Consider the following 13,362-nt stretch of genomic DNA (forward strand, 5'->3'; position numbering starts at 1 on the left):
TCAGTCGTCCTCCGGGGTGAGCAGCCCGCGCCGGAACCCCTCCGCCACGGCCGCCGCCCGGTCGTTCACCCCGAGCTTGCCGTACACGTGCAGCACGTGGGTCTTGACCGTGGCCTCGCTGATGAACAGGCACGCCGCCGCCTCGCGGTTGGTGGAACCCCGGGCGATGAGGCGCAGGATCTCCAGCTCCCGGTCGCTCAGGGGCGTCCCGGGCGACCGCACGCGCCCCAGCAGCCGGGTGGCCACGGTCGGGGAGAGCACGGACTCCCCGCGCGCGGCCATCCGCACGGCGCGCATCAGCTCCTCGGGCAGGGCGTCCTTGAGGAGGTATCCGGTGGCCCCGGCCTCGACGGCCGGGCCCACGTCGCTGTCGGTGGCGTAGGTGGTCAGCACCAGGACGCGGGAGGGCACGCCCAGCCGGACCAGCTCCCGGATCGCGGCCACGCCGCCCGTTCCGGGCATGCGCAGGTCCATGAGGACCACGTCGGGCTCCAGCACCCGCGCGAGCTCGACGGCCCGTGCGCCGTCGCCCGCCTCGCCGACCACCTCGAACCCCGGCTCGCCGCCGAACAGGCCGCGGATGCCGTCGCGCACGACCGGGTGGTCGTCGGCGATCAGCAGCCGGACGGGGGACTCACTCACCGGGGACCTCCCTCGCGGGGGCGGGGACGGAGGCGCTGACCGCCGTCCCGGCACCGGGTTCGGACTCGATCTCCAGGGTGCCCGCCACGCGGGCCACACGCTGCCGCATCGACGTCAGCCCGAACCCGCCGCCGTCAGGGCCGCCCACGCCCCCGGAACCTCCGTTCCCCGGGGTGAATCCCCTGCCGTCGTCGCGTACGTCCAGGGTGACCGCGTCCTCCATGTAGGACAGGGTCACCACGACCCGGCCGGCCCCCGCGTGCTTGGCGACGTTGGCCAGCGCCTCCTGCGCGGTGCGCAGCAGGACCGCCTCGGCCTCCGCGCGCAGCGGCCGGGCCGTGCCGGTCACGGTGAACCCGGCGCGGACCGCGTGCAGGGACGCCCACTCCGAGGTGACCTCGGACAGGGCCTCGTGCAGCGGAGCCGCCTCCAGGTGCGCCGATCCCAGCGCGTGCACGGACCTGCGCGCCTCGTCGAGGTTCTCCCGTGCCAGCCGCGTGGCGTTGGCGACCCGCGCGCGCCACGCGGACGGGTCGTCGTCCCGGCTCCGCTCGGCGGCCTGGAGCTGGGTGATGATGCCCGCCAGCCCCTGGGCGAGGGTGTCGTGGATCTCCCGCGCCATGCGCTGGCGTTCGTCGTGGACCCCGGCCTCCCGCGCCTGGAGCAGCAGCTGGGCGTGCAGGCCCTCGTTCTCCCGGATGCTCTCCCGCAACCGCTCCACCATGCGCTCGCGTTCGGCGCTGCGCTCCGCCGTGATCTCCCCGAAGCGGCTGAACACGCTGACCAGGGCGACGATGGCGGCGACGAAGACGAGGTGGAGCAGGACCGACGACGGGGTGGGGTCGGGCGGCCCGCCCATGAAGGCGGTGATGGAGACGGCGGCGGTGGCGGTCACCCCGGCGTAGCGCCACGCGCCCCGCAGGAGCCACCAGGAGTGGACGTAGCAGGTGAAGGCGAAGAAGCCCGCGAACCAGACGCTGTGCGCGCTCAGCAGCGCGAGGAGGACCACCAGGCAGGCGACGTAGGCGGCCATGAGGCCCGGGCGCGAGGCCCACTCGGGGTACAGGCCGGTCACGGTCCACACCAGGGCGGCGGCGAGGGCGGCCAGAGCCGACGTCTCCAGGCGATGGCCCGCGGCCCCGTCCCCGGTGAGCAGGGCCAGGGCCGTGGAGACGAGCAGCAGGAGGTAGGGCGCGATCGCCACGAGGCGGTGCACGCGCCGTTCCCGAAGGCCCAGCGGCTGTTCCGGAGCCGTCCGCATGGTCACTCCCAGCGAAAGAACCTGGCCGCGACGAGGCTGAGGACCACGGCGTACGCGGCCATGACGACCAGCAGCGTCGGCTGGGGGCCCGTGCCGGACCAGACGTCGTGGAAGCTCTGCCTCAGAGCGCCCAACGGGGTGTACTCCCCGATCCGGGCCACCATAGCGGGCATCCGGTCCGGGGGCTGCATGATTCCGGCCAGATAGGCCATCGGGAAGTACAGCAGCACGCCCACGCCGTTGGCGGAACGCCCGTTCGGGGCGAGGGAGGCGATGAGCAGACCGACGGCGAGCATGGCGGCCGTGCCGAGCAGGAAGGCCGCCAGGATCGGGAGCACCCGGGGCATGTGGGCGCCGAGGACGCCCACCCCCACGCCGATCAGCAGCCCGGTCGTGGCCACGGTGAGCACGAGCTGGAGCAGCAGCTGCACGGCGAGCATGTTCCCCGGGCGCACGGGCGTGACGGAGAGCCTGCGCAGGATGCCCCGCTCCCGGTAGGTGGCCAGGGTGGTGGGCAGCGTGTACAGCCCCACGAGCCCGATGGCGATGGTCAGCGCCATCGGCAGCAGGACGGTGTCGCCCTCGGTGATCGACCTGCCGAAGACCACGAGGATGAAGAGGGGGATGAGCAGGGTGAACACGGATCCGGGCTCGCGTGTGAGCAGTTTGGTCTCGACGGTGGTGAGTTTGACGAGGGTGTTCATGGATGCGGTGTCCTCGGGCGGTCGGGGTTCGGGTGCCGGGCTCAGGTCTGGAGGGAGCGGCCGGTCAGGGCGACGAAGGCGTCGTCCAGGGTGCTCCTGTCGATGCGCAGGTCCGAGACCAGGACGTGCTCGCGGGCCAGGGCGGCGGTGACGGCGTTGGCGAAGTCGCCCCTGCCCGTCACCAGGACCTCGTCACCGGTGGCGGTCACGCCGGACACGCCGGGAAGGCCGCCCAGCAGGCCGACCGGGTCGGTGCCCTCCCGGTCGGTCAGCCGGAACCGCACCTGGTGCTCGGCGTCGACGCCCTCGATCAGCCCCGCCGGGCTGTCGAGGGCCACGACCCTCCCCCGGTCCAGGATCGCGACCCGGTCGCACAGTTCCTCCACCTCGTCCATGAAGTGGCTGACCAGCACCACGGTCACGCCGCTCGCGCGGATCCGCCTGACCAGTTCCCAGGTGGCCCGGCGGGCCTGCGGGTCGAGTCCGGTGGTGAGTTCGTCGAGGAAGGCCACGCGCGGGTCGCCCACCAGGGCCAGGGCGATGAACAACCGCTGCTGCTGGCCGCCGGAGAGCTTGCCGAAGCGCGCGTCGCGCTTGTCGGCCAGTCCCCACTCCTCCAGCAGCCTCCGCCAGTCGCGGGGTCTGGCGTAGAAGGAGGCGTACAGGTCCAGGGCCTCCCAGACCCTGATGTTCTCGGGGAGCTTGGTCTCCTGGAGCTGCACGCCGACGCGCTCGCGCAGTTCAGGGCTCTGCCGGAGCGGATCGAGCCCCAGGACGCGGACCGTTCCCGCGTCGGGGCGGCGCAGGCCCTCCACGCACTCCACGAGCGTGGTCTTGCCCGCGCCGTTGGGGCCGAGGACGCCGAAGACCTCGCCCTCCTCCACGGAGAAGGACACCCGGTCCAGGACGAGGTGGTCGTCGTACCTCTTGCTGAGGTCGGTGACGTCGATGACTGCCATGTCCACAAGCCTGGCCCGCGGGCGCCCGCGGCGGATCGCCCACGCGGTCACCGTCGGACGCCGATGGTGCCGACCCCGGGGGTCCACCGAACGGTGGATGGTGGATGCGGCTCTCCGGGAGACCCCCGGTTCCGACCGGATAACGTGTGGCGCACAAGGAGAGAAGGAGAGGCCCTCATGCGGATCGCGGTCGCGGGCGCCACGGGAAACATCGGTTCCCTCACGGTCGCCGCCCTCGAACGGGACGGACACGACGTCGTGCGCATCAGCCGGTCCCTGGGTGTGGACCTGGTGACCGGTGACGGACTCGACGCCGCGCTCACCGGTGTCGAGGCGGTCGTCGACGCGACCAACGCCCCGGCGAACGACCGGGACGCGACGGTGGAGTACCTCGGCGCCGCCACGCGGAACCTGCTCGCCGCGGAGGAACGGGCGGGGGTCCGCCACCACGTGCTGCTCTCGATCGTGGGCATCCACCGGGTCGAGGGAAACCCGCACTACGCGGGCAAGCGGGAGCAGGAACGCCTGGTGTCCGCCGGGCCGGTGCCGTGGACGGTCGTCCCGGCCACGCAGTTCCACGACTTCGCCGAGATGGTGGCGTGCTGGACCGAGCGGGACGGCGTGGCCACGGTCGCGCCGCTGCTGGTGCAGCCGGTCGCCCCCGCGGACGTGGCCCGGGTCCTGGCCGAGGTCGCGGTGGGTGAGCCGCGCGAGCGCCACCCCGACGTCGCCGGACCCCAGACGCAGGACCTGGTGGACATGGCCCGGCGCACCCACCGGGCACGCGGGCGCGAGGTGACGCTCGTGCCGACGTGGTCGGGGATGTTCGGCACGGAGATGGCGGGCGAGGTGCTGCTGCCCGGAGAGGACGCGCACATCACCCCGACCACCTTCGACGCGTGGCTCGCGATGCGGCGTTAGGGGCCCTGAGCACGTCCCCGTGGCGCCCGGCCTGACCGCCTCCGACGACTGGGTGGGGGCGGTCGGGCCCGGACGCGGGGGCCGGGAAGCCGGCGCCACGCCGCGGATGGCCGGACCGGGAGGCGACGGCCCGGCGGACGGTGCTCCGAAGGACCGGGCGCTCCTGGCCGACGTGGGACCGTTGACGCTCACCCACCACCGCCTCGCCGGCCGCGCGGAGATCCCCGACGACCACGTGGCCCAGGTCGTCGACATCCTCCTGACGCGTTTCACCCGGGACCGAACCGGCCCGGAGGCCTCCCCCGCTTTACCGTCCGGTGGGGTTGCCGCCGTGGCGCCCGGGTAGCCGACTGGAGTCCGACAGCACCAGCACGGAGAATCGGGAGGCCGACATGGCCAGCATCAGCCCCATCGACCTGCAGAAGGCGCTCAAGGGAGCCGACTACCCCGCCAGCCGCGACGACCTGGTGTCGCTGGCGAGGAGCAACGGCGCGGACGACGGTCTGGTCGAGACGCTCTCCAACGCCGACGTGAGCCGGTTCGACGGTCCGGACGACGTGCAGAAGGCCGTGTTCGGATAGCGGGTCGCTTCCACGGGGGCGGGCGCCAGCGCATGGCGCCCGTGCCACCCCCGGTGTGGACACCGGGCGGCGCCGGAGGGCACACTGCTGCCGTGGTGAGACCGGTGAACGGGGAGTCCGTACTGTCCCGGGTGGTGCGCGTCCTGGAGGCCTTCGACCCCGAGCACCGGGCGCTGCGGATCTCGGAGGTCGCCCGTCGCGCCGGCCTGCACGTGGCCACCGCCTCGCGGATGGTCGACGGCCTCGTCGAACACGGCTGGCTGGAACGCGACCCCGACCGCCGCGTCCGCGTGGGCGTGCGCATGTGGGAACTAGCCACGCGCTCCTCACCCGCGCTCGGCCTGCGCGAGGCGGCCCGGCCGGTCATGGAGGACCTCCACGCCGTGGTCGGACAGCACACCCAGCTGGGCGTCCTCCAGGGCGAGGAGGTGCTGTTCGTCGAGCGGCTCTCCGCCCGGGGCGCGGTCGTCAACATCACCCGGATCGCCGGTCGTCTGCCGCTGTACGTCTCCTCGTCCGGGCTGGTCCTGCTCGCGCACGCACCCGCCCCGCTCCAGGAGAGGGTCCTGGCGGGCCCCCTGCGCGCCCACGCCGCCGAGACGGTGACCGACCCCCGCCGACTGCGTTCCCTCCTGGCCGAGGTCCGCCGGTCCGGATACGCGCTGGCGCGGGGGTTCATCGACGGGGAGACCGCGGCCGTCGCCGCACCCGTCCGGGACTCCACCGGGGCCGTGGCCGCCGCCCTGTCGGTGGTGGTGCCCAACGACGGGAACGCCGCCGCGGTGGTCCCCGCCGTGCGCACCGCGGCCCGTTCGGTCTCGCGCGCGATGGGACGGGTCGACGGCGATCCCTCTCTCAATGAGTGAGAAGGCGATGGTGACGCCGCTCACGAACAGGCCATCGTCGACACACCGCCCCCACGGAGCGCGGGCCGTGACGGGCACCGCGCGCCGGACACCGACGAGGAAGGGCCATCGTGCGCACCCAGGTAGCGATCATCGGAGCGGGCCCGGCCGGGCTCCTCCTCTCCCACCTGCTCGGACTCCAGGGGATCGGGTCGGTCCTCGTGGAACGCCAGAGCGCCGACCACGTCCGGTCCCGCATCCGCGCGGGCATGCTGGAGTCCGGCACCGTCGACGTGCTCACCCGGGCGGGCGTGGGGGAACGCCTGGCCGCCGAGGCCGACCACCACCGCGGGGTGTACCTCCAGTGGCCGGGGGAGCGCCACCACGTCGACTTCGTCGACCTGGTGGGCCGGTCGGTCTCCGTCTACGGGCAGACCGAGATGACCAAGGACCTCATGGCGGCCAGGGAGGAGGCCGGCCGTCCGGCGTTCTACCAGGCGAGTGAGGTCACCCCGCACGGCGTCGACACCGACCGCCCCCACGTCACCTTCACCGACTCCGACGGCGCCTCCCAACGGGTGGACGCGGACGTGGTCGTGGGCTGCGACGGGTTCCACGGACCCAGTCGCCGGGCCGTTCCCGGCCAGCACCAGAGGGTGTGGGAGCGCACCTACCCGTTCGCATGGCTGGGCGTGCTCGCCGACGTCGCCCCCTCCACCGACGAGCTCATCTACGCCTGGCACCCCGACGGGTTCGCCATGCACAGCATGCGCTCGGCCACGGTCAGCCGCCTCTACCTCCAGGTCCGCCCGGACGAGGACGTCGCCGACTGGAGCGACGACCGGATCTGGGCGGCGCTCACCACCCGGCTCGGAGCGGGCCGGGAGGGATGGGAACTGGGCACCGGCCCCATCACCGACAAGAGCGTCCTGCCGATGCGCAGCTTCGTCACCACGCCCATGCGCCACGGCAGGCTCTTCCTCGCCGGGGACGCCGCGCACATCGTCCCGCCCACCGGGGCCAAGGGGCTCAACCTGGCGGTCGCCGACGTCTCCCTGCTCGCCGACGCGCTCACCGCGTGGCTGCGCGACGGCCGGGAGGAACTCGCCGACGCCTACTCCGACACCGCGCTGAGGCGGGTGTGGCGGTGCACCCACTTCTCCTGGTGGATGACGAACACGTTCCACCGCCACGGCGACGACTTCGACGCACAGCTCCAGCTCTCCCAGCTCCGGCGCGTCGTCGACTCGGAGGCCGCGGCCACCGAGTTCGCCGACAACTACGCGGGACTGCCCATCCGCTTCGGGTGAGCTCCGGGGCGGCCGCGCTCCGCCGCTGGTACGGGAGGGCCGTGCCGGTGACGGAGCCCCGGGGCCGCGGGGTTCAGGGCCGCAGGGCCTCGATGAGTTCCTGCTCGTCGTCCTTGGACAGGTTGGTCTGGATCACCGTGGGGCGCAGCGGCCTGAACGCGTCGACGACCCGGTCGGCGGTGGTGACGTCGGCGAGCAGGAACACGGCGGTGCGTCCCTGTTCGAGCTGGGAACCGATCTGCTTGGTCACGTCGTCGTCGACGCCGATGTCGGTGAGCCTGCCCGCGAGCGCTCCGGTGGCCGTGCCGACCGCCAGTCCCAGGAGCGGGTCGAGGAAGACGAGGCCGATGAGGGTGCCCCACAGGGCGCCGCTGGCGGCGCCCATGCCGGTGGTGCTCACGGACTGGTGGACGCGGGGACGCCCCTTGCCGTCCTTGTAGGCGTAGGCGGCGTCCTCCAGACGCGGGAGCTGCTGCTCGTTCAGGTCCGTGGCGATGTCCAGGGCCTTCTCGGCGGTGTCGCGGTCGGCCACGCCGAGGACGATGAGCTGGGCCATGGGCGCGTGTCCTCCTCTTTCGTCTCCGGCCCTTCCGGACGGGTCCGATCACGGCGACCCCTGCCCGTGGCGGGCCTCGGATGGAACCGCGCGTGGTGACACGTCCGGTCAAGGCGGGCCCCGGGCTTCTGCCCTTCCGCCACGCGCGTCACCCGTGCTCGCGCGCGCACTCGGCCGTTCCCCGCGTCAGGTCCAGCTCCTGGAGGTTCCAGGCACCGTCGCGGCGCACGTCACCGGTGGCCCAGAACACCATCAGCCCCTCGTCGAGGAACCGGGTGAACTCCGCGTAGGACCTGCCGTTGCTCCCGTTGTGCCAGACGGTCGTGCCGCCGTCCCCGGGCTCGACCACCCAGCCGTACCCGTAGTAGGACGCGCTGTCGCCCTCCCGCACGTGGGGGGTGAACAGCTTCTCCTTGGCCGCCTCCGGCAGGACACGGTTCCCCTCCAGGGCTCGGTGCCAGCGGAACATGTCCGGTGCGGTGGAGAGCAACCCCCCGTTGCCCCGCAGGTTCCAGTAGGGGCCGTCCTCGTTCCAGCGCCGCTCGTGGGGCCTGCCCGCCGGGGTTCCCGACGCGTCGTACTCCACCGCGATCTGCGCGGGGTCCCACCGGGGCAGGACGTAGCCGGTCCGCGCCATGCGGGCCGGAGTGAACAGGCGTGTGGCCAGGTACTCCTCGTAGCCGGTGCCCGACACCTCCTCGACCACCGCAGCCAGCACGCTGTACCCGGTGTTGGAGTAGCGGTGTTCGGTGCCCGGGGTCGACAGCAGCTCCGATCCGGCCACGGCGGCCAGCATGTCCTCCCGGGTCAGGACGTCGTAGTCGCCGCCGAGCCGGTCGGGCAGCCCCGACGTGTGCGTCAGCAGCTGGTGCAGCGTGATGCCCCCCTTGTCCCCGGGCATGCCGTCCAGGAACCGCGAGAGCGGATCGGCCGTGGCCAGCGCCCCGTCCGTCTCCAGCCCCAGGACCGCCGCCGCCGTGAACTGCTTGGTGACCGAGCCGATGTCGTAGACCGTGCCGCACCCGGCGCCGATACCGGACCCGCGGTCGGCCGCGCCCCTGCCCGCGCAGTACACGATCTCGCCGCGGTGCGCCGCGAGCACTGTCAGCCCGGCCCCTTCTGGGACCGCGTCGGCGAGGAAGTCGTCGATCGCCGCGCCGACGCTCTCGCGCGGTGACGAACAACCGGCCAGGGCACCCGTCGCCGCGAGGGCGCACCCCGACAGGAGGGCCGCTGCCTGCCCCACGAACCGGCGTCTGGTCGTCCCCCGGCCGGCACCCGGGTGCGACGCGTGCGTCATGCCGTCCCTCTCCTTCGAAGTCTCCGTGATGTCTTCGTGGTGTCTCCGCGGTGAGTTCGCGGTGTGTCGGCGGTGCGTTCTCCGTTCAGTGGTCGCAGGCCGCGCGTCCGGTGTCGACGGTGAGCTTCTCCGCCCAGGCGAGCATGCGCGCGTCCTCCGGACCGGTGCCCTCGACGCGCAGGGCGAGTGTGCTGCCGGGGACCCCGGTGCCGAGGTACAGGGTCCGGTCGCCGCTGCGCGGGCCGTCGCCCAGACGTCCCGCCACGCCCTCGACCGTGACGTCGCGGGCTTCCTCCAACGGCTGCCCGGCGGGCGTTCCGCGGAGCACCTCGAGGTGCAGCGTGTAGGTGTCGGCGTGCTCGGTGCGCACGCGGAACCGCTGGTCGCCCGCCGTGTCGGTGACGGCGGTGCGGACCACGTCGCCGCCGGTGCGCGCGGAGAGGAGCACCTCGGCCAGTCCGTCCACGTCCCGGACCAGGCACAGGCGGACCTCGTCGGCCGCGAAGACGCCGGGGGAGTGCGGCGTGGCGGCGGGGATCGGGAGGCGGTCGTCGCCGAGGGGCAGCGCCCACACACCGGCGAGCGCGGCGGCCACGACCAGCACCAGGGCCAGCCCGCTGGCGACGGTGTCCCGTACCCGTCTTCGCTGGCTGCGTGCCCTGACCGCCCCCAGCAGCCCGGGCGAGGCGGGCGCGGACCGCGCCTGGCGGTGGAACGCCGCGTGCACGGCGGCTCCGAGTGCCTCGTCGTTCGGATCCCCGCTCATGTGTCCTCCTCCGCTCGTGCCGTGCCGACCAGGTCGGGGTGGCGGCGCAGCCGGGCCAGTCCCCGACCGGCGTGCACCCGGACCGTCGCGGCCGAGCAGTCCAGCAGTTCGGCGATGCGCTGGTCCGGCAGGTCCTCGTAGTAGCGCAGTACGAGGACGGCGCGCTGGCGGCGCGGAAGCTGGGCCAGAAGCCGGTGCATCGTGTCGCGCTCGGCGACCGCCTCCACGTGCTGGTCCCACCCGCCGCGCTCCTCGAAGCGGTCGGTGGGCCAGTCCCGCGCGGCCCCGCGCCGCCGCCAGGACAGGAACTGCCGCAGGATCGCCTTGCGGACGTAGGAGTCCAGGCCGCGTTCGCGTTCGATGCGCCTCCAGCGGCGGTGGCACTGGACGAGTGCCTCCTGTACGAAGTCCTCCGCGCGGTGGGCGTCGCCGCACAGTACGTAGGCGAAACGGAGTAACGCGTCCCCGCGCGCCAGCACGTAGTCGTCGAATTCCACCGTCCCGCTCCGTACGCCGCGTCGGACATGTCATCTGTTACAACGCGGTGGGCGCCGAGGAACGTTTACCGCGTTCTCCTCGTTTCTGGATTTCCGGCCGCCGGGAGGGTGCTGAGTGCCGGGCGAGGTCCGGAGATCACCTACGAGTGTCATCCCATGAATGCGAGGTTCCGTGCGGGGATTTCCCGGTGCGTGGTTTTGCGTCCTGTGTTTCTCGTGGTGGTGAAGGGGGTTTTCCAGGTCGCATGTCCTGTTGCAGCTTCTTCCACAACATTCCGGAACAAAGCGTCTCCCTCTCTGGAATGGAACCGGAACTTTCCGTTACGATCGGAGTGCCCCCAGCCAGGTTCCGGCCTGCGACACGCGCGACACGCGCGACACCCGGAGTCCGTATGCGCCCCCGCGCCTCCCACGGCACCTCCTCCCAGGCCGACCCGGCTCACCCCCCACCCGGCGCGTACCGGCGGGTACACGACGCGACGCCGTCCCGGCGGAGGGCCGTTCCAGCCGACCGCGCGCCCCTCCCGGAGGTCCCCATGCGCTTACCCCGACATCGTCCCCGGGCGTGGACGGCCGCGGTCGCGGTCACCCTGAGCCTGGCCACCGCCCTCACCCCGCAGGCGGGCGCCGCCGTGCGGGCCGAACCCGCCGTCGAGTTCGACGGCGCCGACTGCGCGGTTCCCGACCCGGGCCCCTCGACCGCGAACTCCCTGCTTCCCGACCCCTTCACGAGGCTGGACGGCACACGCGTCTCCACCAGGTCCGAGTGGCGGTGCCGACGCGCGGAGATCAAGGAGATGGCGGAGCGCTCCCTCTACGGTCAGAAGCCGGGACCGCCCGACAGCGTCACGGGAACGGTGACCGGTAGCAGCATCACCGTGAACGTGACGGACCAGGGCAGGAGCTCCAGCTTCACGGCGAGCGTCGACCTGCCGAGCGGTCCCGGTCCCTTCTCGGCCGTCGTCGTCCTGGGCGGGTTCGGGGCGGACACGGACACCATCAGGTCCTCCGGCGCCGCCGTCGTCAGCTTCGACCCCTACACGGTGGGGCAGGAGGGCACGTCGCGGAGCAACAAGCAGGGCGCGTTCTACGACGTCTACGGCTCCTCCAGCGGCACGGGGCTGCTCATGGCCTGGTCCTGGGGCGTGAGCCGCATCATCGACGTCATCGAGCAGTCCGACGGCGGCGTCCTCCGGGCCGACGTGACCGGTGTCACGGGGTGCTCGCGGTTCGGCAAGGGCGCCTTCGTGGCCGGTGCCTTCGACCAGCGCGTCGACCTGACCATGCCGATCGAGTCGGGCACCGCCGGTGTCCCCGCCCTCCGCGGGGTCGCCCAGGAGGACGGCGCCCAACCGCTGAGCAGCGCCTACTCGGAGCAGCCGTGGCTCGGGGNNTGCCGGTGGACACGCACGAGATCGTGGCCATGGTCGCGCCGCGGGGGCTCTTCGTCATGGAGAACCCGCACGTCGACTGGCTGGGGGCCACGTCCGGAAGCGTGGCGGCCCTGGCCGGGGCGGAGGTCTACGAGGCGCTCGGCGCGAGCGGGAACATCACCTACTGGTCCGACGTGCAGGACGGTACCCACTGCGCGGCCAGGTCCGAGTGGGCGGCTCCCCTGCGGCAGCACATCGAGGCGTTCCTGCTGGGGACGGGCGACGCCCCCGGCGTCTTCCGGATGTCACCCGGTGAGTCCGGTGACCTGTCCCGGTGGCGGGACTGGCAGACCCCGGTCCTGGGCGACGACGGCGGCGGCGGAGATGACGGCGGCGGTGACGACGGCGGTGGTGGTGACGACGGCGGCACGGACGGCGCCTGCACCGCCGAGTACCGGACGGTCAACAGCTGGTCCGGCGGCTACCAGGGCGAGGTGACGGTCCGCAACGACACGGCCGGCGCGCTCGACGGCTGGACCGTCACCATGACCCTCGCCTCCGGCCAGTCCGTCAGCAACCTCTGGAACGGCGAGCACACCGCGGACGGCGGATCCGTCACGGTGCGCAACACCCCCTGGAACGGCGGGATCGCGCCCGACGGAGACGCCACCTTCGGCTTCGTCGTCAGCGGGTCCGCCACCGCGCCCGGCGACATCACCTGCACCAGTCCCTGACCGTTCCCGCACCACGCATTCCAGGGATCCCGCCCCGGCACCGCGTCCGGCCGCCGGGGCGGGACCCGCGCGCCTTCACAGCCAGTCGTGCTCACGCGCGTACCGCGCCGCCTCGTGCCGGGTACGCGTCTGGGTCTTGCGCATCGCGTCGGACAGGTAGTTGCGCACCGTGCGGGTCCTCGGCCGGGACCCGCGTAACCGGCGCGCCGTGCGGCCCCGGATGGGCGTCATGCTCCAGGAGAGCGTCTTCTCCCCGGACCTGACGGTGCGGGAGTCGGTCCGGCTGATCGGGGGCTCACCCGGCGTACGGACGGCGTCGGACGCGTACTCGGCGCCGTCGGCCCCACCCGCAGGGCCGGGACCAGGGTCTCCCAGCTCTCCGGCGGTGAGAAGCGGCGCCTGGACTTCGCCACCGCCGCGTACGGACCGCCGGAGCTGGTCTTCCTGGACGAGCCCACCACCGGTCTGGACATCCAGGCCCGGGACGACCTGTGGGACGCCGTGGACGGGCTGCGCGAGGACGGAGCCGCCATCGTCCTCACCACGCACTACCTGGAGGAGGCCCAGCAGCGCGCCGACCGCATCGGGCCGATGCACAGGGGCCCTCCACAGGGAGGGGACCGTCGCCGAGCTGACGCGGACCCTGCCCGCCACGATCCGCTTCTCCCCTCCGGAGCACGCCCCCGAGCCACCGCCGCACGCCGCGCGCCAGAGCGACGGCACGTTCCTCGTCGAGACCCCCGGCCTCCAGGAGAGCCCGTACGCCCTGCTCGGCTGGGCGAGGGGCCACGCGGTGGGACTGGGGGCCTCGAAGCCGGACCGACCCGGCTCGACGACGTCTTCCGCGCCATCGGCGGCGACTAGACCGCGGTCGACGTCATCGCCGCCGCGCTGATGCGTCGCGGCGGGGGCG

Annotated in this window: 15 protein-coding genes and 3 pseudogenes; 8 read left to right on the forward strand and 10 right to left on the reverse strand. The window is 73.1% G+C overall.

The features are described from left to right. Genes D455_RS0121685 through D455_RS0121700 form a run of 4 tightly spaced genes read right to left on the reverse strand, consistent with a single transcriptional unit; the run spans position 1 to position 3,566 of the window. On the reverse strand, positions 1-642 hold the full coding sequence (locus D455_RS0121685; RefSeq protein ID WP_017572787.1) for a response regulator: 642 nt from the start codon (positions 640-642) through the stop codon (positions 1-3). Continuing rightward, complete coding sequence (locus D455_RS0121690; protein WP_017572788.1) at positions 635-1,903, reverse strand: sensor histidine kinase; 1,269 nt, start codon at positions 1,901-1,903, stop codon at positions 635-637. Before D455_RS0121690 ends, D455_RS0121685 begins: the two co-directional genes overlap by 8 nt. 2 nt (positions 1,904-1,905) lie before the next feature. Next, positions 1,906-2,607 carry an ABC transporter permease gene (locus D455_RS0121695; protein WP_017572789.1) on the reverse strand — a complete coding sequence of 234 codons (702 nt, stop codon included), beginning with the start codon at positions 2,605-2,607 and terminating at the stop codon, positions 1,906-1,908. Between the two features lie 41 nt (positions 2,608-2,648). Next, positions 2,649-3,566 (reverse strand): ABC transporter ATP-binding protein, encoded by a 918-nt coding sequence (locus D455_RS0121700; protein ID WP_017572790.1) that lies wholly within the window; start codon positions 3,564-3,566, stop codon positions 2,649-2,651. Positions 3,567-3,743: 177 nt separating this feature from the next. On the opposite strand from D455_RS0121700, the gene D455_RS0121705 reads away from it, so the two are divergent. The 5 genes from D455_RS0121705 (at position 3,744) to D455_RS0121725 (ending at position 7,223) form a co-directional block, all read left to right on the forward strand. Next, positions 3,744-4,487: an SDR family oxidoreductase gene (locus tag D455_RS0121705; protein WP_017572791.1), complete on the forward strand. Its 744-nt coding sequence runs from the start codon at positions 3,744-3,746 to the stop codon at positions 4,485-4,487. A gap of 106 nt (positions 4,488-4,593) precedes the next feature. Then, positions 4,594-4,833, forward strand: a complete 240-nt coding sequence (locus tag D455_RS0121710; RefSeq protein WP_152487130.1) for a hypothetical protein — start codon at positions 4,594-4,596, stop codon at positions 4,831-4,833. Between the two features lie 46 nt (positions 4,834-4,879). Continuing rightward, positions 4,880-5,068: a DUF2795 domain-containing protein gene (locus tag D455_RS0121715; protein ID WP_017572793.1), complete on the forward strand. Its 189-nt coding sequence runs from the start codon at positions 4,880-4,882 to the stop codon at positions 5,066-5,068. Between the two features lie 92 nt (positions 5,069-5,160). Further along, on the forward strand, positions 5,161-5,934 hold the full coding sequence (locus D455_RS0121720) for an IclR family transcriptional regulator (RefSeq protein ID WP_206539285.1): 774 nt from the start codon (positions 5,161-5,163) through the stop codon (positions 5,932-5,934). 110 nt (positions 5,935-6,044) lie between these two features. Further along, the gene (locus D455_RS0121725; protein ID WP_017572795.1) at positions 6,045-7,223 is read left to right on the forward strand and encodes a 4-hydroxybenzoate 3-monooxygenase; all 1,179 of its coding nucleotides are present in this window, start codon (positions 6,045-6,047) and stop codon (positions 7,221-7,223) included. Positions 7,224-7,296: 73 nt separating this feature from the next. Here the strand turns inward: D455_RS0121725 and D455_RS0121730 are convergent, their stop codons facing one another. From D455_RS0121730 to D455_RS34910, 5 genes are all read right to left on the reverse strand, one after another. Further along, on the reverse strand, positions 7,297-7,779 hold the full coding sequence (locus D455_RS0121730; protein WP_017572796.1) for a DUF1269 domain-containing protein: 483 nt from the start codon (positions 7,777-7,779) through the stop codon (positions 7,297-7,299). Positions 7,780-7,927: 148 nt separating this feature from the next. Next, positions 7,928-9,079, reverse strand: a complete 1,152-nt coding sequence (locus D455_RS0121735; protein WP_017572797.1) for a serine hydrolase domain-containing protein — start codon at positions 9,077-9,079, stop codon at positions 7,928-7,930. 85 nt (positions 9,080-9,164) lie between these two features. Beyond that, positions 9,165-9,845 (reverse strand): hypothetical protein, encoded by a 681-nt coding sequence (locus tag D455_RS0121740; RefSeq protein WP_017572798.1) that lies wholly within the window; start codon positions 9,843-9,845, stop codon positions 9,165-9,167. Further along, on the reverse strand, positions 9,842-10,342 hold the full coding sequence (locus D455_RS0121745) for a SigE family RNA polymerase sigma factor (protein ID WP_017572799.1): 501 nt from the start codon (positions 10,340-10,342) through the stop codon (positions 9,842-9,844). The genes D455_RS0121740 and D455_RS0121745 overlap by 4 nt, the downstream gene beginning before the upstream one ends. 820 nt (positions 10,343-11,162) lie before the next feature. Continuing rightward, a complete protein-coding gene (locus D455_RS34910) occupies positions 11,163-11,342 on the reverse strand; it encodes a hypothetical protein (RefSeq protein WP_017572800.1) in 180 nt (59 codons plus the stop codon). On the opposite strand from D455_RS34910, the pseudogene D455_RS36230 reads away from it, so the two are divergent. Together D455_RS36230 and D455_RS35545 are read left to right on the forward strand one after the other, a co-directional pair. Beyond that, positions 11,272-11,670: pseudogene (locus D455_RS36230) on the forward strand (glucuronyl esterase domain-containing protein); the annotation flags it as partial. The gene D455_RS34910 and the pseudogene D455_RS36230 overlap by 71 nt on opposite strands. A 71-nt stretch (positions 11,671-11,741) precedes the next feature. Then, positions 11,742-12,449 carry a cellulose binding domain-containing protein gene (locus tag D455_RS35545; RefSeq protein WP_241480313.1) on the forward strand — a complete coding sequence of 236 codons (708 nt, stop codon included), beginning with the start codon at positions 11,742-11,744 and terminating at the stop codon, positions 12,447-12,449. 75 nt (positions 12,450-12,524) lie between these two features. Here the strand turns inward: D455_RS35545 and D455_RS33915 are convergent. Then, a pseudogene (locus tag D455_RS33915) lies at positions 12,525-12,620 on the reverse strand (DNA-binding response regulator); the annotation flags it as partial. Positions 12,621-12,839: 219 nt separating this feature from the next. Between D455_RS33915 and D455_RS33155 the strand changes: the two are divergent. Further along, a pseudogene (locus D455_RS33155) lies at positions 12,840-13,313 on the forward strand (ABC transporter ATP-binding protein); the annotation flags it as partial. Positions 13,314-13,362: the final 49 nt, after the last annotated feature.

Source organism: Nocardiopsis halotolerans DSM 44410, from assembly GCF_000341065.1.
Lineage (GTDB): Bacteria > Actinomycetota > Actinomycetes > Streptosporangiales > Streptosporangiaceae > Nocardiopsis > Nocardiopsis halotolerans.

Coding starts and splice junctions, on each gene's coding strand:
- D455_RS0121715 (WP_017572793.1), top strand. CDS start 4,880: ATGGCCAGCATCAGCCCCATCGACCTGCAGAAGGCGCTCAAGGGAGCC.
- D455_RS0121690 (WP_017572788.1), bottom strand. CDS start 1,903: ATGCGGACGGCTCCGGAACAGCCGCTGGGCCTTCGGGAACGGCGCGTG.
- D455_RS0121705 (WP_017572791.1), top strand. CDS start 3,744: ATGCGGATCGCGGTCGCGGGCGCCACGGGAAACATCGGTTCCCTCACG.
- D455_RS0121695 (WP_017572789.1), bottom strand. CDS start 2,607: ATGAACACCCTCGTCAAACTCACCACCGTCGAGACCAAACTGCTCACA.
- D455_RS0121710 (WP_152487130.1), top strand. CDS start 4,594: ATGGCCGGACCGGGAGGCGACGGCCCGGCGGACGGTGCTCCGAAGGAC.
- D455_RS0121735 (WP_017572797.1), bottom strand. CDS start 9,079: ATGACGCACGCGTCGCACCCGGGTGCCGGCCGGGGGACGACCAGACGC.
- D455_RS0121700 (WP_017572790.1), bottom strand. CDS start 3,566: ATGGCAGTCATCGACGTCACCGACCTCAGCAAGAGGTACGACGACCAC.
- D455_RS0121730 (WP_017572796.1), bottom strand. CDS start 7,779: ATGGCCCAGCTCATCGTCCTCGGCGTGGCCGACCGCGACACCGCCGAG.
- D455_RS0121740 (WP_017572798.1), bottom strand. CDS start 9,845: ATGAGCGGGGATCCGAACGACGAGGCACTCGGAGCCGCCGTGCACGCG.
- D455_RS34910 (WP_017572800.1), bottom strand. CDS start 11,342: ATGGTGTCCGTGTCCGCCCCGAACCCGCCCAGGACGACGACGGCCGAG.